20 protein-coding genes are annotated in these 20,247 nt (G+C 36.5%); 6 read left to right on the top strand and 14 right to left on the bottom strand.

Going from position 1 to position 20,247, the window contains the following annotated elements; genetic code table 11:
• Window positions 1-157 precede the first annotated feature (157 nt).
• From G7050_RS08050 to G7050_RS07985, 14 genes are all read right to left on the bottom strand, one after another.
• Complete coding sequence (locus tag G7050_RS08050; protein ID WP_166113688.1) at window positions 158-2,887, bottom strand: outer membrane beta-barrel protein; 2,730 nt, start codon at window positions 2,885-2,887, stop codon at window positions 158-160.
• A 247-nt stretch (window positions 2,888-3,134) separates the two neighbouring features.
• On the bottom strand, window positions 3,135-3,542 hold the full coding sequence (locus tag G7050_RS08045) for a biopolymer transporter ExbD (RefSeq protein ID WP_166113686.1): 408 nt from the start codon (window positions 3,540-3,542) through the stop codon (window positions 3,135-3,137).
• 61 nt (window positions 3,543-3,603) lie between these two features.
• A complete protein-coding gene (locus G7050_RS08040; protein ID WP_166113683.1) occupies window positions 3,604-4,314 on the bottom strand; it encodes a MotA/TolQ/ExbB proton channel family protein in 711 nt (236 codons plus the stop codon).
• Window positions 4,315-4,457: 143 nt separating this feature from the next.
• The gene (locus G7050_RS08035; RefSeq protein ID WP_166113680.1) at window positions 4,458-5,891 is read right to left on the bottom strand and encodes an NADH-quinone oxidoreductase subunit N; all 1,434 of its coding nucleotides are present in this window, start codon (window positions 5,889-5,891) and stop codon (window positions 4,458-4,460) included.
• A gap of 115 nt (window positions 5,892-6,006) precedes the next feature.
• Window positions 6,007-6,501, bottom strand: coding sequence for a hypothetical protein (locus tag G7050_RS08030; protein WP_166113677.1), 495 nt, complete (start codon window positions 6,499-6,501; stop codon window positions 6,007-6,009).
• 11 nt (window positions 6,502-6,512) lie between these two features.
• Window positions 6,513-7,982 carry a NuoM family protein gene (locus G7050_RS08025; RefSeq protein WP_166113674.1) on the bottom strand — a complete coding sequence of 490 codons (1,470 nt, stop codon included), beginning with the start codon at window positions 7,980-7,982 and terminating at the stop codon, window positions 6,513-6,515.
• 64 nt (window positions 7,983-8,046) lie between these two features.
• A complete protein-coding gene (gene nuoL / locus G7050_RS08020) occupies window positions 8,047-9,981 on the bottom strand; it encodes an NADH-quinone oxidoreductase subunit L (protein WP_166113671.1) in 1,935 nt (644 codons plus the stop codon).
• Between the two features lie 45 nt (window positions 9,982-10,026).
• Window positions 10,027-10,365 (bottom strand): NADH-quinone oxidoreductase subunit NuoK, encoded by a 339-nt coding sequence (nuoK, locus tag G7050_RS08015; RefSeq protein ID WP_166113668.1) that lies wholly within the window; start codon window positions 10,363-10,365, stop codon window positions 10,027-10,029.
• A 74-nt stretch (window positions 10,366-10,439) separates the two neighbouring features.
• Complete coding sequence (locus G7050_RS08010; RefSeq protein ID WP_166113665.1) at window positions 10,440-10,940, bottom strand: NADH-quinone oxidoreductase subunit J; 501 nt, start codon at window positions 10,938-10,940, stop codon at window positions 10,440-10,442.
• Window positions 10,941-10,965: 25 nt separating this feature from the next.
• Complete coding sequence (locus G7050_RS08005) at window positions 10,966-11,601, bottom strand: 4Fe-4S dicluster domain-containing protein (protein ID WP_166113662.1); 636 nt, start codon at window positions 11,599-11,601, stop codon at window positions 10,966-10,968.
• Between the two features lie 2 nt (window positions 11,602-11,603).
• The gene (nuoH, locus tag G7050_RS08000; protein ID WP_166113659.1) at window positions 11,604-12,725 is read right to left on the bottom strand and encodes an NADH-quinone oxidoreductase subunit NuoH; all 1,122 of its coding nucleotides are present in this window, start codon (window positions 12,723-12,725) and stop codon (window positions 11,604-11,606) included.
• A gap of 143 nt (window positions 12,726-12,868) precedes the next feature.
• Entirely contained in the window at window positions 12,869-14,497 is a 1,629-nt protein-coding gene (locus G7050_RS07995) for an NADH-quinone oxidoreductase subunit D (protein WP_166113656.1), read from the bottom strand.
• Between the two features lie 113 nt (window positions 14,498-14,610).
• Window positions 14,611-15,174, bottom strand: a complete 564-nt coding sequence (locus tag G7050_RS07990) for an NADH-quinone oxidoreductase subunit B (protein ID WP_166113653.1) — start codon at window positions 15,172-15,174, stop codon at window positions 14,611-14,613.
• A complete protein-coding gene (locus G7050_RS07985) occupies window positions 15,165-15,515 on the bottom strand; it encodes an NADH-quinone oxidoreductase subunit A (RefSeq protein WP_166113651.1) in 351 nt (116 codons plus the stop codon). The genes G7050_RS07990 and G7050_RS07985 overlap by 10 nt, the downstream gene beginning before the upstream one ends.
• A 316-nt stretch (window positions 15,516-15,831) precedes the next feature.
• Between G7050_RS07985 and G7050_RS07980 the strand changes: the two genes are divergently transcribed.
• From G7050_RS07980 to G7050_RS07955, 6 genes are all read left to right on the top strand, one after another.
• Window positions 15,832-16,851, top strand: coding sequence for a branched-chain amino acid aminotransferase (locus G7050_RS07980; RefSeq protein ID WP_166113648.1), 1,020 nt, complete (start codon window positions 15,832-15,834; stop codon window positions 16,849-16,851).
• 61 nt (window positions 16,852-16,912) lie between these two features.
• Complete coding sequence (lptB, locus tag G7050_RS07975; RefSeq protein WP_255493350.1) at window positions 16,913-17,659, top strand: LPS export ABC transporter ATP-binding protein; 747 nt, start codon at window positions 16,913-16,915, stop codon at window positions 17,657-17,659.
• Window positions 17,660-17,694: 35 nt separating this feature from the next.
• A complete protein-coding gene (gene ruvX, locus G7050_RS07970) occupies window positions 17,695-18,126 on the top strand; it encodes a Holliday junction resolvase RuvX (protein ID WP_166113642.1) in 432 nt (143 codons plus the stop codon).
• A complete protein-coding gene (gene def, locus G7050_RS07965) occupies window positions 18,123-18,686 on the top strand; it encodes a peptide deformylase (protein ID WP_166113639.1) in 564 nt (187 codons plus the stop codon). Before ruvX ends, def begins: the two co-directional genes overlap by 4 nt.
• A gap of 5 nt (window positions 18,687-18,691) precedes the next feature.
• Entirely contained in the window at window positions 18,692-19,471 is a 780-nt protein-coding gene (locus G7050_RS07960) for a polysaccharide biosynthesis/export family protein (RefSeq protein WP_166113636.1), read from the top strand.
• Window positions 19,472-19,473: 2 nt separating this feature from the next.
• A complete protein-coding gene (locus G7050_RS07955) occupies window positions 19,474-20,238 on the top strand; it encodes a polysaccharide biosynthesis/export family protein (RefSeq protein ID WP_166113633.1) in 765 nt (254 codons plus the stop codon).
• Window positions 20,239-20,247 lie beyond the last annotated feature (9 nt).

Below are 20,247 nucleotides of genomic sequence, written 5' to 3'. Positions count from 1 at the left end.
GTTTCACTGTATGTAAAATTTATTTACACACTATATCTATATATTTTACATCCCGCTTTTTTATGTACCTATTTCAAGAAGCAACAAAAACAAAAAACGGGTACTAATTATAAAATTAGTACCCGTTTTTTTAAATTATCTTAATCCTGGATTATAATTAATTATAATCATCTGCACCTTGCGTTTCCGAAACGTTTCGAGCAGGTTTATTGGTAATGTTAAATCGATATCCAAAACTAAACATAAAATATTGACCAATCATATTAGTCCTTGTATCTGATATATAATTTCCGGAAACAACACGCATCAGGTTATTACGATCGTCTAATATATCATAACATTGGAATTTAGCTGTGGCTTGTTTCTTCTTAAGGAACTGTTTCGCGACAGAAAGATTCCACAACACTTCGGATTTCTGAAAATTTTCAGCATATCCTTTATTATAGGTGAAACTTATTTCATTCTGGATTGCAAAATCATAAGGCAGTTTCCATAAGGTAGATGATTTAAGCCCGTAATTAGACGTATTCATCCCTTCTTGGTTAGGAAGGTTGTTCCTTGTTATATTATATGATATATTAGCCTGTAAACGCTGATCAAACTTATCCGAGCGATAGCTTATCGAGAACGATTCGCTCATTGTCAGATTATAGGTTATACTCTTCACACTATTTGAATATCCTATATTTCGAACAAAATAACCGAAAGAGCTATTATCGATTGTAAACTTTTTATTTCTCAATGGGGTATTAAACATTATTCCACCATTCAAACCCCAGTTTCCGGTAACATTTCGATACGATGATTCTACGTTTCCGAATTCGTCAATGGTAGTATAATCTACTATTTTATTGAAAATATAATTACCTCCACCGGTAATCATAAAAAAAGATCCCTTCTCATAATTCGATTTCTGAAAATACATACTAAAAGTATTATCAAAACTGGGCTTTAAATCCAAATTTCCATACGTACGATTTAAGGCATCTATTACAATTGTATCAGACGAAATCTGTTTCAGTGTAGGCTGCTCTGTCGCCCCATAATAATCAAAATCGAAAGTTACATTATTCTTAGGTGTGTATGTAAATTTAAATGTGGGAGAAAAATTAACTACACTTTGTTTCTGATTTTCGATAATAGAATCCTGCATCATTGTTTTTGAAGAAGATACTGAGGGATCGACATTGAAACCAATATTGTACTCATACTTCTCCATTGCTGACTGGAATCCTACATTTATTCTTTGAGTTGTATAGTCTGAAGTCGTTTTTCGGGTAAAGGCTGTATCCACAATCGTATATTCACCCTCGCCATCCCTCCTGAATGTAAGCCTGTTTCTGTCCGAGTAATCGCGCCGATAGGTATAGGCTACCTTTACTGAGTTATTTTTGGTTATGGGCTCTACATAGGAGACCATAAACCCCCAGTTGTTTCCCGTATTATCGATAGAAAGTTCCTGATCGATAACTGTGGTCTTATTTGATGCCTGATAAAAAACAGGAGAGTAGTTGGTACCATAACTCCGTCCTCCTCTGGTAGCTCCGTTCAAGCTGGCACTTATGGTTCGGCCTGCACTATTCAACTTTCGTCCGAATATAATTGAGGCATTAAGGTTATGGGTATCACCACTCGTTTTATAATCAGTCCATCCTGAAGTTGTATCCTGCAAGCCTTGAACATACGAAAAATTTGTACTGTGTCGTATATCGTCACTTGTACCTGTATTCACATTCATCCGGGCATAAATAGTAGTTAATGAGTCCGGAGTCCATTTCATATTCAGACCAAGAGAAAGATCCCTTTTTATACTTTGAGTGGCTGATGATTGGGTGCTAAGTCTATTACCAGTTTCGATAAAGGTCTTAGTATTACTATCCATTTCAAATACATTATTATTATTGTCATAATGCAAATTACCGCCGACATTCAGTTTATCACTTCTTAATGCATTAAAGTTAAAACCAACTTCAGCATTTTTAGTAATACCATCGTATTGACTGGAAGAACCGCTATACTCAAAATCGTCCGTTATATTTTTATAATTTGCAATAAGAGAATACTGATTATCATCTAACATATAATGAGCATTCAGTTTATTGGAGTATCGTCCATTACTACCATAGCCCGACCGCCCCTCTCCAAATATACTCTGCTTCAAAGCTTCTTTAACCGTCAAGTTCAACACCTGTTCTGCATTACCATCATTAAAGCCTGTCACTCTCGACATTTCTGATTGTTCCTTAAATAATTGAAGCTTATTGATCATCGACGCAGGTAGGTTTTTCAATGCCAGATCAATGTCATTACCAAAGAACTCTTTACCATCGATAAGTATCTTTGAGATGATCTTTCCATTGGCCATCAATTTTCCATCGGAACTAATATCAATACCGGGCATCTTTCTCACTAAGTCGAGAAGGAGAGCATCCTCTCCCACCCTATATGCGTCAGCATTATATTCTATGGTATCTCCCTTAACAACAATATCTGGAACCGGTGCTACAACTACAGCCTCACCCAGCATATAACTGGCTTCTCCAAGATAAATAGTTCCGAGATCAAGAGTCTGTTTGTCTTCGAGCCTGATTTGTTTTGTGTATCGGGTATTTGTCATGTAGGAGATGTCAATTATATAATCTCCTTTAGATTGATTGATTGTAAATTTTCCGTTTGAAGAAGTGACGGCTCCCTTAATATAAGTACTGTCCTTTATATTGAGTATACGCACTGAAGCATAGCCAATGGCTTCACGATTCAGACTGTCACATACAATTCCTGTGACATTCTGGGCATAAGAGCTTATAGCTATACAGAATAAGATAAAAAGACAATAAAAACGTCCCAATGAATACCGTTTACTTTTATTTAAGGCTCTGTGAAACATCAAATCACAAACCTATTCATTATTTTTTATAAGTACAATATGTCGTAGAATCCATCATGTTGAATAATACAAAAATAACTATTTTACAAGAAGACCTTTTATTCCTTCGGCAAGAATAAATACGTCTGTAAATTATTACTGCCAATAAATAGTTACTTATCTACTCAGCTATATAACGAAAAAAAAGAGCTTCTATTATGGCAGCTCTTTTTTCTATAATCTTATTTTCGGTACAGGCAGATTAGTTCTAATCCTTTTGTGTAAAGAGTACCATCTTTACACGAAGCTTATTCCCGATATCTATTACATTAATAATGTCCTGTAAATTAAGACTTCTATCAGCCTGTAAAAGCACATTAACATCATCTCCCTCCTGACGTTCTCCTATTGTATTCGCTAATTCTCCTTCAAGTGCTTCAAAAGGCACTTGTTTATCATTTACGTAATAGGTGAGATCTGAGGTAACAATCAGATTGATATTTTTCTTAGTGGCAACCTTTTCGGCTGTCGACGAATTGGGTAATAAAACACGGATAGCTGCAGGAGTCACCATTGTTGAAACAATAAGGAAGAACAACAATAAGAAAAACATAATGTCATTCAGTGATGCTGTATAAACCTCTGCGGCTCTATTTTTACGACGTTGAATCTTCATATTTTTTCGGCTCTTAAGGTCATCATCTCAGACCCAATTTTAGCACTTCTTAAAAAACACATTAATCCTTTGAAAGATTCATTGTGTTTTGGTTCTTTTTATACATTCTGATAGCTCTTAATGCTTCGTTGGAATCTCTATCGAGATTAGTAACGATCTTATCGATATTACCGTTTAAAACATAATATCCAGCATAGGCCACGATACCTACAAGCAGACCTGCTCCCGAACATATCATCTTTTGATATAAACCATCGGAGATGGTTGCAATATCTAAGTCTGCTGTTTGAGAAATATTGTAAAAGATATTGATTACCCCGAAGATAGTTCCTAAGAATCCCAACATGGGAGCTATGGAAGCAATTATACCTAAATAATTCATATGATTCTCTAGCTTCGAAACTTGTTGACGGGCTTCAACCTCCATCGTTTCTTCTATCTCTTCGATGGTATCTGTTTTCTCCTTTAATCCGGCAGAAATAACTTTTCCTAGAATATAAGGCTTCTCAAAGCAAAATTTAAGAGCTTGTTCAATCTTATTCTCAGAGATAAGTTCAACGATGCGTGATTGCCAGATCGAATCGGACTTTCCGACTTTCCTGATAATCAAAGTTCGTTCAATAATATAGTAAACAGCTAATATCGAAAGAATAGCTATAGGTAACATAACCCAACCGCCTTTAAGTATCAGACTGAAGTAGTTTTCAGCTGGTGCGGGCGCTACTTGTTCCAGATTTGTAGTAACAGATTGTAATAAAATAAATAAATTCATATTTCAAAAGAGGATTAAGTTCCAAAACCTATTTATCACTTTGTCAAAATAAGTATATATCGATTGTTATAAACGACTAATTCGATAAACGCAAAGTTAAGACTAAGTGTTTATCGAATTAGTTTTATTTTGAACAAATATTGTTAAAAACCAAAGCTTACTGTATTAATATACTCATAGAAGCAACTAATAACGCCAACACAGAAGATTCCGACTACAGAAGCCACCAACGATATCTTCAAATAGCTATCAGTTTTCAGAGTTTCGATTGGTGAATCGGTTTTCTCTATAAACATCGCTTTTACGACAAGCAAGTAATAATACAATGACACTACTGTATTAACCAATGCTAAGAATACCAATACAGTATTCCATGGATTACCCGATTCCATTGCTGCCATAAAGACAAATAATTTACTAAAGAATCCTGCTGTAAATGGTATACCTCCCAATGAGAACATAGAGATCATCATCACTAAAGCCAATTTCGGATTAGTTAGATAAAGCCCCTTATAGTCATCCATATTCACTTTACCTGTTTTGTTTTCAATTGCTGAAATAACTCCGAATGCTGCCAAGTTAGAGAAAACATAAACAAACACATAAAATATAGTGGCTGCCATACCTGCTGATGAGCCTGAGAAGACACTCAACATTATATAACCTGCCTGAGAGATCGAAGAGAATGCAAGCAGACGCTTCAAATTCTTTTGTCTTAGAGCAAACAAGTTACCAACTGTTATAGTCAACAAGATAAGTATCCATATAATGGGTTGCCAGATACTTGCTAAAACAGGAAATACTTTATAGAGAATAATCATTAACGCAAACACTGCTGCTCCTTTTGATATTGTCGACAAGTAAAGTGTAACATTTGTGGGTGCTCCCTGATATACGTCGGGTGCCCACAAATGGAAGGGAACCAACGATATTTTAAAGAATAATCCTGATAAGAAAAATATCATAGCCATAATCACCAATGGCGATGAGTAGATATTTTGAGCCATATCTTCAAAATACAATGTTCCGCAAGCTCCGTATAGGAACGAGATACCAAAAACCATTATGGCTGATGAGAATATTGCATTAAAGATATATTTAGCTCCTGCTTCTGCCGAGTTACTCTTATACTTATCAAAAGCAACTAATGCAGCTATAGGTAATGATGCCGTTTCTAATCCGATATAGAATATCATAAAGCTTCCCGCAGATATCATCAGATACATACCCAACAGAGTAAGTATCGAAAGCATAAAAAACTCTCCGCGTTTAAATATCGATTCAGGCTTTTTCAACCATTCATTAGCTTGCAGAAATATAAGAAATACACCTATATTCAGTACGCTTTTCATTGTTATTTGAGCCGCTCCCGAAACATACATTCCTCCGAAAGATGTAGTAACACCTTTATCTATAAAGAAACAGTAAAGCGTATGTACCAGAAATAGCAAACAAGCTACAGGGAAATAATACTTTTTTGCGTTGTTAGAAGCAAATAGATCGTAAAAGATCAATAACAGAAATACCACTATAAGTGACAATTCGGGCTTCATCAACAAATAATTGCTCAAATTCATTTCGTAAATCTCTTTATTTATTTAAAGTACAGGAAAATAATGATGATACAGTATTTTCCAATTTTAACAGGCGTTATAAATAATTCTCATTAAAGCTACAAACTAGTCTCAGACCTTATTTTACAATATACTTCGCTGCATTGGTATACTTTACTGAAGCAATATAAACACCGTTAGGATCAACAGTTTTATCTGTTGTCAATATAACTTCAATACCCGGTCTTGAATAAAATAATGACACGTATTTGCCACCATTTCGTCTTTCGGTATTATTCAATCTGTATTTATTGGCCACTAACTCACTTTTCAAACTGTTGAAAACAGCAGCAGAATTAAACTCCCAAGAAACCATTCTTACATCGCTCTCAAAAGATGGAGTAATCAATGTTATTTTAGAGTTTCCCGAATGAGTAAAAATAAAGTTATTAGATAAGTCACTTACAGGACTATCTTGATGGCTGTATCCTTTTGCTGTGACAACACTTTCGAAATGTTCTTTTCCATTTGGAGCCAAATCTATTAACTCTGCTATAGTAAAGCTCTGAGCCGAAGCAAAAGCCGATACGGATATAAATGCAATTAGAAAAAATAATTTTACAATCGTTTTCATCGCGTCAATTTTTAGTGTAAGCATGTATGAATTAAATCGGAGATCCACCCGGGAAATAATCCTACTCCGGCAACACTAAGAACTAATCCCACAACTGCAACTTTTTCATACCAAACTGCATCTGTAAGCTCTAAGTGATGGTCATCTACGACGGGACCGTATAATATTTTTCCAACAACTTTAAGTATATAAACTGCAGTTATAACAATTGATGAACATGCCATTACAGTTAATACTCTGTGGAACATATCTTGATGTTGGAATGATCCAACGAATATAGTCATTTCTGCAACGAATCCACTCAATCCGGGAAGTCCTAATGAAGCCAAACCGGCAATCACATAACAAACCGAAAGGAAAGGCATAATTTTCATCAAACCACCTAACTGCCTGATATCACGTGTGTGAGTTCGTCCGTATATCATACCGATCAATGCAAAGAATAATGCTGTCATCAATCCGTGAGAAAGCATTTGCATTACAGCACCTGTAGTTGCCGTATTATTCATCATAAGGATAGCAAATAATACCAATCCACAGTGGCTTACCGAAGAGTATGCATTAATATATTTCAAGTCGTTTTGAGCAATTGCACCGAACGCTCCATAAACAACACTTATACCGGTTAAAATTAAGAATATCCAAGAAAGTTCACTTGCTGCTTCAGGCAATAAATGCATCGCAATACGAAAACATCCGTATCCCCCCAATTTCATCAATACCCCTGCGTGAAGCATCGATACTGCTGTAGGTGCCGAAGCGTGACCATCGGGCGACCAAGTATGGAATGGGAATAATGCTCCCAGCACACCAAATCCTAAGAATGTCAACGGGAATATCCATCGTTGAGCTTCTACAGGAATAACATTGTTTTGAGCAATCTGCAATATATTAAATGTATATTCGCCTGTTTCAGACGAGTTGAAATAAATTCCAAAAACTCCTACTAAAAGAAAGGCAGATCCTCCCATCAGCATTAGAGTCAGTTTCATTGCCGAATATTCTTTCCTTCCCGTACCCCATAGACCTATCAACAAGTACATCGGTATCAAAGCTATTTCGTAGAAGAAAAACATGGTAAACATATCCAGCGAAATAAAGAACCCGTATACTCCTACAGCAAGCAGGGTAAGCCACATAAAGAAGTCTTTAGGAAGCGGATCCATATTCCATGACGCAAATACTCCGGTAAACATAATGATAGCTGTTAGCAACAACATCAATACCGATATACCATCGACACCTACTGCGTAATGAATATTGAGTGCTTTAAACCAAACTATATCGTGTTGGAATAGCATCGCACTGGTTGGGTCGGCTTCTCTTGCTCCTAAGAACATAAATAAAAAGACCACCGAAAATATCAGTTCAATAGCCGTTCCTAAAACAGCAACAGTTCTTACTTGTTTGATGTTCTTGCATGGAATAAATGCAATCAACATTAAAACAGGAATCAGGACAAATAATGAAAGAATATTCATTGTTTTATAATTTAAGAGGTCACAGACCTATTTAATTTTAATTTTTCGTCAAATATATAATTACTTAACCACAGATATAACACACCAAACAGAAAGCAAAGACTGCAACAATAACTAAAGCTCCCGATAAATAAACACCGGCATATTGTTGTATTCTGCCCGATTGCAATCCTTTAATCTTATCCGAAGTACTATTGGTTACAAAAGCTAAAGCATTCATAAAGCCATCAACAATAGTATGGTCAAACCATGCAATAGGTTTAGATATGCAGTTAAATATTATTTTGCGTGTAACGAACAACCATAATTCATCGAAATAGAATTTATGATAAGCCCATTTATAAAAGTTGCCAACTCCGTTAGATACTTTGTCCGGCATATCTGTTTTCTTGAAGTACATCATTGTTGCGATTCCTATACCAAGAAGGGCTACAGCTACACTCGATACGGCAACAGCCATATCTATATGTGCTTCGAAAGGCATTCTGTCTGCTGAGATAAAGTCGGCAAAGGGAACAAATCCCGAAAATATTGAAAACACTCCTAAAATAATTAATGGAATTGTCATTGTAGGACCTGCTTCGTGAGGAGCATGGTGATAATGTTTATTTGTGTCGTTCCAGAATATTCTGTAATACAAACGGAACATGTAGAATGCTGTAAGACCTGCACATAGGAATAAGCATGCGAACAAGAACTTATCGTGGTGCAAAGCTGCAGCTAAAATCTCATCTTTACTAAAGAATCCTGAAAATGGAGGAATACCTGCAATAGCCAAACATGCAATCAGGAATGTGATGTGCGTGATTGGTAGGAACTTCTTCAATCCTCCCATATCGTCCATCTCGTTGCTATGTACAGCATGAATTATAGCTCCTGCTCCTAAGAATAACAATGCTTTAAAGAATGCGTGTGTAAATAAGTGGAACATAGATGCCATATAACCTAATCCATCGTGACCGGAATAACCCGATACGCCTAAGGCTGTAATCATATATGCAATCTGCGAAATAGTTGAGAATGCTAAAACCCGTTTAATATCCGTCTGAGTACATGCCACAATAGCTGCATACACGGAGGTTATTGCTCCAACGTATCCGATAATAGTAAGAACTTCGGGTGTACCGAAAAGATATATCGGGAATAAGCGTGCTACAAGAAATACACCTGCAACAACCATCGTTGCAGCATGGATTAATGCTGAGGCAGGTGTTGGGCCTTCCATTGCATCGGGTAACCAGATATGGAAAGGCATCATTGCCGATTTACCGGCACCACCCATAAATATAAATAACATTGCCCAAGTTAATGCCGATATTCCTAAGAATGATGCACCAACAAAGCTCGATAAATAGGGAGCGTCCAAAGCCGTTAATGTTTGGAAGTCGAATGTTCCCGAGTAATAAGACAATATCAATATACCTATTAAGAAGAATAAGTCTGCAAAACGGGTTACAATAAATGCTTTCTTAGAAGCAGCCACTGCACTTGGTTTAGTATAGTAGAAACTGATAAGTGAGTAAGAAGAAACTCCTACCAACTCCCAGAATATATACATTTGGAAGATATTAGTAGCAACTACCAATCCTAACATAGAGAATGAAAACAGTGAAAGGAAAGCATAGTAACGTTGAAATCCTCTTTCGCCTTTCATATAGCCTAAACTATATATGTGTACCATCAGCGAAACGGTAGTAATTACCACAAGCATCATCACCGAAATAGGATCAAGCATGATCCCCAAATCGATATGCAGTTTATCGGTGAATTTCAACCATTGGTAAGGCTCAACAGCCATTATTGTTTCGTAGGCTCCCGAAGCTCCTTTTCCTATTTTGAAAAAGTATTCGTAAGCTGTAAAATACGACAATGCTGTCATAACCGCCAGAGACAGGGTACCCAAAGTTCCGGCAATGATTGGTTTCATTTTTCCTCCCAACAATCCCAGAATAAGGAACATTATTGCCGGTAGTACGATTATTAATAATGTATAAGACATATCTATATCGTTATTTATTCTTTATAAATTAGGTCAACGACCTTATTAGTGTTTCATGTTTGTTATGTTCTCATCTATATATACGCTCTTCACATTACGATATATAGTGATGATAATGGCAATAGCAATGGCTGTTTCGGCTGCTGCTATGGCAATAGAGAACAGAGCAAAGAAAAGCCCTTCGAATTGACCGGGATATAAAAACCGGTTAAAAATCACAAAATTCAAGTCTGCGGCATTCAGCATCAATTCCATTGACATCAATACCATCAACATGTTTTTTCGAGACAGAAAACCATATACTCCAATAAAAAACATAAGTGTACTTACAGTCAAATATGCTTCCATGGGAACGGAAAAGGTTTCTACTAGAAATTCATTCATAATTGTATATTATTAAGCTATATAACTCTTTTTTTCTTTCTGCAACAAACCTGTTACAAAGCGGTCTGAGACCGTTATCGTTTACGGGCAATCATTATACCTCCTATTATACAAGCCAAAAGCAATAAACTGATAGCTTCGAAAGGAAGTAAGTATTGGTATTTCTCGGTACCCATCATGGTAGTACCCAGTTGAGTCATATCTATCGCCGAATCTGCATATGTATAAATGCGGGAAACATTGTAATAGATGATATGACCACAGATGCCCAAACCAACTACAGCTACAAGAGCTGCTAATATCATTCGACCGGGTTTTTCGTATTTCACTTCTATCCCGGGATCGTTAGTCAACAATATCGAAAATATATACAAGACCATAATACCGCCTGCATATACCGCCACCTGCACTGCTGCAAGAAACTGATAATCCATCAATAAATACAGACCTGCTGTTGCAATCAATACGAAGAGCAAGTAAGTTGCCGAACGGATAATCATTTGAGTGGTAACCGCCAATAATGAAAAAACGACAATTACGATTGCTAGTACTCCAAATATAATAAACTCTGCCATAATCAACCTTTACGTATTTTGATTATTATTCTTTTGTTACATTATCAGAAGTTGCACTGTCTGCACTATCCTGACTTGTGATATTCTCTTTCTTTTCTGTTTCTACCGATGCAGGTGCAGCAGCAGGTTTAGGTGCAGCCGGAGCTGTTTCTACTGCGGCAGGTTTCTCTGCAACAGGCTTTGGCTCGGGCTTTTTCTTTTCACGAAGTTTCGATCCCAATTGATTTAACTTCATATTCAGTTTACCTCTGGTGAATACCGAACTTTCGAATGTGTTATCAAATTTGATAGCATCGGAAGGACATGTCAACACACACAGGTTACAGAATGTACATGAACCTAGATTGTAATAATATTCATCCAGAATTTTCTTCTTTTTGCCGTCTTCTGTTTCTATTGTTTTAGACTTTATTACAATTGTTCCGTTTGGACAATTCATCTGACAGATACCGCAAGAAGTACAGGCATGCTCATTATTTGCATCGTGAGGCATAACCAATTCGCCTCGGAAACGATCCGAAATAACCAGAGTCTTTCTATTCTCAGGATACTGTTGTGTAATCTTTTTAGTAAACAGCTCTGTCCAAGTAACAGACATACCCGTAAGCAGTCCGCCAATACCTTGGAATAAACCTTTAAAATATTGTGATACAGAACTCATCTTTATTCAGCTATAAATTTAAATATACTAGGAAATATATCTTCTAATGTCAAACCTGCCAATACGATGACTACCATAAGCAGAAGATTAAACATATTAATAGGCAGTAAATACTTCCACTCCAGATTCAATAACTGGTCGATACGTAAGCGAGGGAATGTCCATCGAACCCATAAACTTAGGAACACTAAACATCCGGCTTTACCGAAGAACCATATATAAGATGGAATATAATTCATCACTTCGTTGAAGCCATCAAATCCTTTTAGTTGGATAGGCATCCAGCCTCCAAGAAAAATGGTAGTAGCAATGGCTGCAACAATAAACATATTCAGATATTCGGCCAAATAGAAAAATCCGAACTGCAACCCTGAATACTCAGTATGGTATCCGGCTGTAAGTTCCGATTCAGCTTCCGGCAAGTCGAAAGGACCACGGTTTGTTTCGGCATGTCCCGATATAAGATATATAACAAAGGCTATTACCGAAGCAATATGACCATTGAATAAATTCCAGCAATACGTTTGATTTTCAATAATTGTAGAAAACTGCATTGATCCCGATAGCACAACCATGGTTATCAGAGCAAATCCGGCAGACAATTCATAACTGATAAATTGGGCACCGCTTCGCATAGCACCAATCATCGAATATTTATTGTTACTTGACCATCCTGCCAGTAAAACACCAATAATACCAAGAGATGATACAGCAACTACATAAAATACTCCGATATTAAAATCGACAGCTTGCAATCCTCTTCCGAAAGGAATAGCTCCAAACGTCAGCATAGAAGCCACAATCATAAAGAATGGAGCAGCATAGAAAAGGAATCTATCGACATTATCGATATGGATAATTTCTTTGAGAAGAATCTTTACCATATCGGCAACACTCTGCACCATACCATATTTTCCTACACGATTAGGACCTAAACGGCATTGAAAAAATCCGGTAATTTTCCGTTCTACATAAATCAAGATCAGAGCTAATACTGCATATGCTGTCAATAAAGCAGCACCTACTAATACAAACTCGATAAACAACACCCAAAACTCAGATAATCCCCAAGTTTCTCGAAGTAAGCTATCGATTAAGGCAGTCAAACGTGAAAGTTCTAACATATATCTTTAAATATAATAACTAATCTATTAAAGGTCTCAAACCTCTTTATTGCTTTGGTTAGTATAACAACTACAATTTGTTATAACTTATGTATCATTAAATAGGATAATTTACTTAATCCAACTCGACAAAAGGGTACGACCTAACGGTCAATATCGGGTATCACATAATCCATTGATCCACCTATACCAATCAAATCCGAAAGTTTCTCACCTGCACAAAGTGTCGGCATTGCCGAAACTAAAGCCATAGATGGCGATCTGAATTTCAAACGGTATGGAGTTTTATCTCCGCGGCTTTCAATAAACACACCAAATTCTCCACGCGCAGCTTCCACTCGTTGGAAGTATTCTCCTTCGGGCAATTTGATAATAGCTTTTACTTTGGCTAAGAAATCTCCGTCAGGTATATCGTCAACCAATTGCTCTAGAATCTGTAAAGATTCTTCGATTTCATCCAAACGATTTAAGTAACGGGCATATGAATCTGATTCGTAACGAATCACTTCTTTGAAAGTTACTTTGTTATACAGTGCGTATGGGTGATGTATTCTAAGGTCACAAGCAAATCCCGAAGCACGACCTGCAGGTCCGGTAACAGCATATGAAATAGCGTCTTCTTTAGAAAGAATACCTATTCCCTTAAGCCTGCCAATAATAATAGGATTACCTGTAACTAATTTATCATATTCTTTTAAACGTTCTCTCATCTCGATAATGAAAGCCTTGATATCTTTCTGAAAATCGGGATGAATATCGAACATTACTCCGCCGACAACGTTATAATTTATTATAAGACGACCTCCCGATGTTTTTTCGAAAATATCGAGTATACGCTCACGCTCACGCATTCCATAAATAAAAGCAGTGGTAGCCCCTAAGTCCATACACAAAGTACCCCATGCTATCAGGTGAGAATCTATACGATTCAATTCATCCATAATAGTACGTATATATTGTGCTCTTTGAGGAACTTCTATTTCTGCGGCTTTTTCAACACACATACACAAGGCATGGCGGTTGATATTTGAAGAAAGATAATCTAAACGATCTGTAAAGTGAAGTATTTGAGGATAAGTAAGATTTTCACTTAATTTTTCGATACCTCTATGTATGTATCCACTGTGAACATCTATTTTTTTCACGATTTCACCTTCAAGAGAAACTCTAAAGTGCATTACTCCGTGAGTAGAAGGGTGTTGCGGACCAATGTTTATAATATAATCATCATCCTCGAATACTTTAACAACATCCTCTTTCAAACCTTGAGGAGTTTCATAAATACGAGGAGTGGTATCAACCATATCCTTACTTTCAACCGTAACAGGATTTAACGCCGGATCGGCATCATAATCTTTCCTTAAAGGATAACCTCTCCAATCCTGATTCAGGAAAAATTTACGCATATCGTGGTGATTTATAAATCTTATCCCCAATAAAGCATATACTTCTCTTTCATTAAAATCGGCAGTTGCCCATAAATCGGTAACGGTATACAATAAAGGATTTACTCTATCTGCGGTGCTTGTTTTAAGAAGGACTTCTACTGATAAATCTTTAGAAGATGACAGCAAATAATTTACACCCAGCATTTCACCTCTGTCTACTCCTGTCAATTGGACAAGAAAGTCAAAAGGAAATTCAGCATTATAACGTAACGTTTTAGCTAAATGGTGCAATTTGTCCGACTCCACAGTTACGGTTAAGACTTTCTTGTCTTCGATAACTGCTTCGGGTACCGCATTTAAGATTACATTCTTGATATTTTCCATTGATCTCTGAAGGTCTCAGACCTTTATATTGCTTTGGTAAATAACGTGGCTAAAGCCTGTTATAATTAATCGTTTATCGACATTTATCATTCTTAAGAACAAGTCTCTCGAATTTATTTTTTCACTTTAAATAAAAAACGCTCCAGCTTTATCTTACGCTGCAACTGCATTAATCCATAAAGTAATGATTCAGGACGAGGTGGACAACCGGGTATATATACGTCTACCGGAAGAAATTCATCAATTCCTCTCACCACATGGTAAGAATCAAGAAAAGGTCCTCCCGAAATAGCACAACTACCCATGGCAACAACATATTTAGGCTCGGCCATCTGATCATATATACGCTTCAACAAAGGAGCCATTTTATGAACAATCGTACCGGCCACCACAATACAGTCTGCCTGACGGGGACTATTACGGGTAACCTCCATCCCGAAACGAGCTATATCGTATTTGGCTGCAGCCGTTGCCATAAATTCAATACCACAACAACTGGTTGCAAAAGCTAAAGGCCAGATTGAATTTGAGCGACCCCAATTTATAAGGTCATCCAGTTTACCGACAACTATGCCGACTCCATTCGCCTGAAGTTCCTTAACATAATTCTCAAGGTATTCATTGTCCCGGAATTCCTCATTAGGTATTCCTTTTATATATACGTTCTTTACTTCCATTGCAATGCTCCTTTCCTCCAGGCATAAGCTAACCCTAAACCTAGAATTAACAAGAAAAATAATATACTATACAAACCGGCCATTCCCAAATCCCGAACAACATTAGCCCAAGGAAATAAGAAGATCGCTTCGACATCAAACATTAAATAAAGTATCGCATACAAATAGTAACCCACCCTGAATTGCATCCAAGATGTTCCTTTTGTTGGTATACCACATTCGTACGCCTGTCCCTTTTGTGCATTAAAAGAACTTGGAGACAACAAAATAGCCATACCCAAACCAGCACAGACCAAAACTAGTCCGGTGACAAAAACAACTAAAAATAAAGCAGAATTCATATACGTGATTATTCAAAAAGGCTACACATTATAAGACTGAAAAGACAAATGAAAGGCAAAATTATCAAGTCCACTTGTCATAATCGATGCAAAAGTAAAGTTTTTTTTTAATGAACAAAAGAAATACCAACAAAAGTACATCTCTGATAGATTCAATCTATATCTAAGCAAAATATATGTAAGTAACATTTATACAAATAATATTTAAAGCAAAACAATCAACTAATTAAACTAAAATTGTACTTTTGTGAATACGCTTTCGGGGAACACGCGCATATTATCATTATTTAGAGTTAATATTAATAGAATATAAGATATGAGTACGATTGACTGGACAAATTTATCTTTCGGATATTTAAAAACCGACTTCAATGTTCGGAGCTATTTCAAAGACGGAAAATGGAGTACACCTACCGAAACTTCATCCGAAACTATCGAACTTCACATGGCTGCAACTTGCTTGCATTATGGACAGGAAGCCTTTGAGGGTCTAAAAGCCTTTAGAGGAAAAGATGGAAAAATCAGAATTTTCAGAATGAGAGAGAATGCATTACGTATGCAATCATCTTGTCGAGGCATTATGATGGAAGAGCTTCCTATTGAAATATTTGAAGAAACAGTATTAAAGGCAGTCAAGCTTAACGAAAAATTTGTTCCCCCATACGAAAGTGGAGCATCTCTATATATACGTCCACTTCTTATAGGCACCAGTCCACAAGTAGGAGTAAAACCATCTAAAGAATATCTGTTTGTGGTTTTTGTTACTCCAGTAGGACCTTACTTCAAAGAAGGCTTCAAACCTACACCTCTTGTTATATTCAGAAGTTTTGACAGAGCTGCTCCTCTAGGCACAGGTACATATAAGATAGGAGGCAACTACGCAGCCAGTCTTGTTGCAGGAAACAAAGCTCATGAATTAGGGTATTCGGCAGTATTATATCTTGATCCTAAAGAAAAGAAATATATTGACGAAGGTGGACCTGCCAATTTTTTCGCAATAAAAAACAATACATACATAACCCCTCAGTCAACATCCATACTCCCGTCTATCACAAATGATAGCCTAATGCAGTTGGCCAAAGATTTAGGAATGACAGTTGAACGACGCCCCATTCCTGAAACAGAGTTAAGCTCTTTCGAGGAAGCAGGTATCTGCGGAACAGCAGCGGTAATCAGTCCGGTAGAGCGTATTGATGATCTAGAAGAAAACAAATCGTATTCGTTTGTTAAAGACGGACAGGCCGGTCCAACATCTACTCTCCTATACAACAAATTGAGAGCTATACAGTATGGAAATGAGCCCGACACACACAATTGGATTACTATAATCGAATAAATATTTAACTATCCAACAACTCAACTAAGTTAAATTAATGCAGTCAGCAGAGCACTCACAGATGGTATTACGGACCGAGGATTTGGTAAAAAAATACAAATCCCGGACAGTTGTTAATCATGTCTCCATTGAAGTTAAGCAAGGAGAAATAGTAGGTTTACTTGGTCCAAACGGAGCAGGCAAAACTACGACATTTTATATGACTGTAGGATTAGTCATGCCAAATCAAGGGCGAATATTTCTTGACAATCAGGAAATTACAAAATTCCCCGTATACAAAAGGGCTCAAAACGGAATTGGATATCTCGCACAAGAGGCATCCATATTCCGAAAACTTACTGTAGAAGACAATATCAGATCTGTCCTCGAAATGACGGGACAATCAAAAGAATATCAAAAAGAAAAACTAGAGAGTCTAATTTCGGAATTCGGACTACATAAAGTCCGTAAAAATCTGGGAGACAGACTTTCGGGGGGAGAAAGAAGGCGAGCTGAGATAGCTCGATGCCTTGCGATTAATCCTAAATTCATAATGCTCGATGAGCCTTTTGCGGGAGTAGACCCTATAGCCGTTCAGGATATCCAGGAAATAGTTGCTCAACTAAAATATAAAAACATCGGAATATTAATCACCGACCACAATGTGGATGAAACGCTTAGTATCACCGACAGGGCCTATTTACTGTTCGAAGGTAAAGTTCTATTTCAAGGTACACCCGAACAACTCGCAGCCAATGAAACAGTTAAAGAAAAGTATCTAGGTCGCGACTTTGAGTTAAAAAGACGTATTATAGAACGACCAAAATAATTATATATTAAAAAAAAACTATATCTTTGCCGCTCATGGGTAGATTGCTAGCAATAGATTATGGAACAAAACGTACCGGTTTAGCCGTTACAGATCCTTTAAAAATTATTGCAACAGGCCTTACGACTGTTCCAACCCATACACTATTAACATATTTAAAAGAGTATTTCGCTAAAGAGGCTGTCGAATATGTGATTATTGGTATGCCTAAACAAATGAATAATGAGTTTTCCGAAAATATGAAGCATATAGAACCCTTTGTGAAAAAGTTCTGTGCTCAATTCCCCAACACTCCTATTGAGTATTATGATGAGCGATTTACATCAGTAATAGCACAACGTTCTATGATAGAGAGTGGTATGAAAAAGAAAAACCGTCAGAATAAGGCGACGATTGACGAAATAAGTGCAACTATTATATTACAAGACTACATGGAGAGTCTTACATACAAAAATAAGAATTTATGATACTTCCCATATATCTCTACGGTCAACCGGTATTGAGAAAAATTGCTCATAACATAGATAAAGATTATCCTAATCTGAATGAGCTTATCCAAAACATGTTCGAAACCATGTATAATGCCGATGGCATTGGACTGGCTGCACCACAAATAGGTTTAGATATCCGTTTATTCGTAATTGACTTAGAGCCTCTTGCTGAAGATGATGAAAAGTATCACGGATTCAAGAAAGCTTTTATTAATGCCGAAATTATTGAACGCACCGGAGAGATAGTCTCCACACAGGAAGGCTGCCTTAGCATTCCCGGAATTAATGAAAATGTCCCTAGAGAAGAAACTGTTAAAATCAAATATTTCGACGAAAACTTCGTTGAACATGAAGAAGTTTATTCTGATTTTTTTGCACGTTGTATTCAACACGAATACGACCATATAGATGGCAAGCTATTTATAGACAAAATTTCAGGGATCAGAAAACAATTGATAAAATCGAAACTAAATAATCTAACAAAGGGGCGAGTAAATTGTTCTTATAGAACAAAAGCCATTCAAAACAAACCTTGAGACGTATGAAAATTAAACTACTATTGTTGCAAATAGTGATAATATCAATATTAAGTTCATGTGTTACCCCTCGTGACACAAATCTTTTGCAGGATATAAAGAAGGATTATCCCATTGATGTGAATCTTAACAATGATTACAAAATTATTCTGGGGGATCAATTGACGCTCAGAATTTATACATTGGACGAAAGTATGAAAGAACTTTTCTCCGTATATATTGTAGATCAGTCTTCGGGACTAAGTGCAGCAGCTACTGATCAAACGGGAGCGAATGTTCTTAATGTTTATTCCGACGGTACTGTTAAAATACCCTATTTAGGAAAAATATCGGTAGAAGGCTATACTACTACAGAAGCGAAGAAAATTATAGAGGAACGTTTTTCTACATTTTCACCCAACATAGTCATAGAGCTAAATCTTCAAAATCGTTTTTTTAGTGTTTTAGGTGAAGCCGGACAAAGCCGTATAGCTATGCCTCTACCTAAGTTAACGATATTTCAAGCATTAGCCATGTCCGGTCCAATTCAAACATTTGGGGATAGAACAAAAGTAAAAATTGTTAGGCAAACCCCTAATGGAACAGAAGTAAAGACTTTCGACATCAGATCTAAAGATATTGTCGATTCTGAATATTACTATATTCAACCCAATGATGTTATATATGTACCTGAGATGAACAGAACCTTCTTTGGACGTGTAACTTCATTTACCGGAATTCTAGGTTTAGTTAGTCTCGTAGGAACAGTTGTAGGAGCATACTTTGTTATTAAAAATAACTTTTAAAGATGAAAACAGGATTTAAATACTTTATATACTGCCTATTTATAGGTTTTGCTATAATGATGTACAGTTCGTGTACATCTCCTAAAGCAACGAATTTATTACAGGATAAAAGTCCTATATATACATCAAAACCTTTCAAGGACTATCAATTACAAATTAATGATGAGATATATTGTTCTATATTAACCAGTAACAAAGATTTTTCTGACGTTTTCAACGGAGTATTATCAAGCACTGATTTATCGACTAAAGCTTCCTATGCCATATTTGAAAGTGGCAATATTTCGATTCCGTTTTTTGGAGATATTCAGATTTTAGGATTGACTATACCTGAGGCGGAAGAAGTTATCCAGAACAAAATGAGACAGGCTATACCTGACGCTCAGGTAAAAATATTTCTAAAAAACAATTATTATTATGTTGTTTCTGAATCACAAAATGGGCGACAAAATATCTACAAAGATAACATGACCATATTTCAGGCTTTAGCCATAAATGGTGAGCCTGGGCCCGATTTAGAATTAGGGAAAGTAAAAATCATCCGACTTGATGAAACAGGCAGATCAATTATTAAAGAATTTGATCTCAGATCCGAATCTATTATCGAATCGGAGTTCTACTATATAAAGCCAAATGATTTAATCTATTATTCGACAAGTAAGAGAGCATTCTTCCGGATAAATTCTTTCACAGGGCTGATAACTACTATTATAGCACCAATAGCCACTGTATTTGCAGTAATAGGTATAGTAAACAGTATAAACTAAAGGATTCTG

The sequence above is a fragment of the Dysgonomonas sp. HDW5A genome (assembly GCF_011299555.1).
Classification (GTDB): Bacteria; Bacteroidota; Bacteroidia; order Bacteroidales; family Dysgonomonadaceae; genus Dysgonomonas_A.
Note: the sequence above shows the minus strand (reverse complement) of the source record. Positions and strands in the feature narration are given on the sequence as shown.

What these genes read in the sequence shown, in the direction of transcription:
- G7050_RS08050 (WP_166113688.1), bottom strand. Translation starts at nt 2,887, where the DNA reads ATGTTTCACAGAGCCTTAAATAAAAGTAAACGGTATTCATTGGGACGT.
- G7050_RS08045 (WP_166113686.1), bottom strand. Translation starts at nt 3,542, where the DNA reads ATGAAGATTCAACGTCGTAAAAATAGAGCCGCAGAGGTTTATACAGCA.
- G7050_RS08040 (WP_166113683.1), bottom strand. Translation starts at nt 4,314, where the DNA reads ATGAATTTATTTATTTTATTACAATCTGTTACTACAAATCTGGAACAA.
- G7050_RS08035 (WP_166113680.1), bottom strand. Translation starts at nt 5,891, where the DNA reads ATGAATTTGAGCAATTATTTGTTGATGAAGCCCGAATTGTCACTTATA.
- G7050_RS08030 (WP_166113677.1), bottom strand. Translation starts at nt 6,501, where the DNA reads ATGAAAACGATTGTAAAATTATTTTTTCTAATTGCATTTATATCCGTA.
- G7050_RS08025 (WP_166113674.1), bottom strand. Translation starts at nt 7,982, where the DNA reads ATGAATATTCTTTCATTATTTGTCCTGATTCCTGTTTTAATGTTGATT.
- nuoL (WP_166113671.1), bottom strand. Translation starts at nt 9,981, where the DNA reads ATGTCTTATACATTATTAATAATCGTACTACCGGCAATAATGTTCCTT.
- nuoK (WP_166113668.1), bottom strand. Translation starts at nt 10,365, where the DNA reads ATGAATGAATTTCTAGTAGAAACCTTTTCCGTTCCCATGGAAGCATAT.
- G7050_RS08010 (WP_166113665.1), bottom strand. Translation starts at nt 10,940, where the DNA reads ATGGCAGAGTTTATTATATTTGGAGTACTAGCAATCGTAATTGTCGTT.
- G7050_RS08005 (WP_166113662.1), bottom strand. Translation starts at nt 11,601, where the DNA reads ATGAGTTCTGTATCACAATATTTTAAAGGTTTATTCCAAGGTATTGGC.
- nuoH (WP_166113659.1), bottom strand. Translation starts at nt 12,725, where the DNA reads ATGTTAGAACTTTCACGTTTGACTGCCTTAATCGATAGCTTACTTCGA.
- G7050_RS07995 (WP_166113656.1), bottom strand. Translation starts at nt 14,497, where the DNA reads ATGGAAAATATCAAGAATGTAATCTTAAATGCGGTACCCGAAGCAGTT.
- G7050_RS07990 (WP_166113653.1), bottom strand. Translation starts at nt 15,174, where the DNA reads ATGGAAGTAAAGAACGTATATATAAAAGGAATACCTAATGAGGAATTC.
- G7050_RS07985 (WP_166113651.1), bottom strand. Translation starts at nt 15,515, where the DNA reads ATGAATTCTGCTTTATTTTTAGTTGTTTTTGTCACCGGACTAGTTTTG.
- G7050_RS07980 (WP_166113648.1), top strand. Translation starts at nt 15,832, where the DNA reads ATGAGTACGATTGACTGGACAAATTTATCTTTCGGATATTTAAAAACC.
- lptB (WP_255493350.1), top strand. Translation starts at nt 16,913, where the DNA reads ATGGTATTACGGACCGAGGATTTGGTAAAAAAATACAAATCCCGGACA.
- ruvX (WP_166113642.1), top strand. Translation starts at nt 17,695, where the DNA reads ATGGGTAGATTGCTAGCAATAGATTATGGAACAAAACGTACCGGTTTA.
- def (WP_166113639.1), top strand. Translation starts at nt 18,123, where the DNA reads ATGATACTTCCCATATATCTCTACGGTCAACCGGTATTGAGAAAAATT.
- G7050_RS07960 (WP_166113636.1), top strand. Translation starts at nt 18,692, where the DNA reads ATGAAAATTAAACTACTATTGTTGCAAATAGTGATAATATCAATATTA.
- G7050_RS07955 (WP_166113633.1), top strand. Translation starts at nt 19,474, where the DNA reads ATGAAAACAGGATTTAAATACTTTATATACTGCCTATTTATAGGTTTT.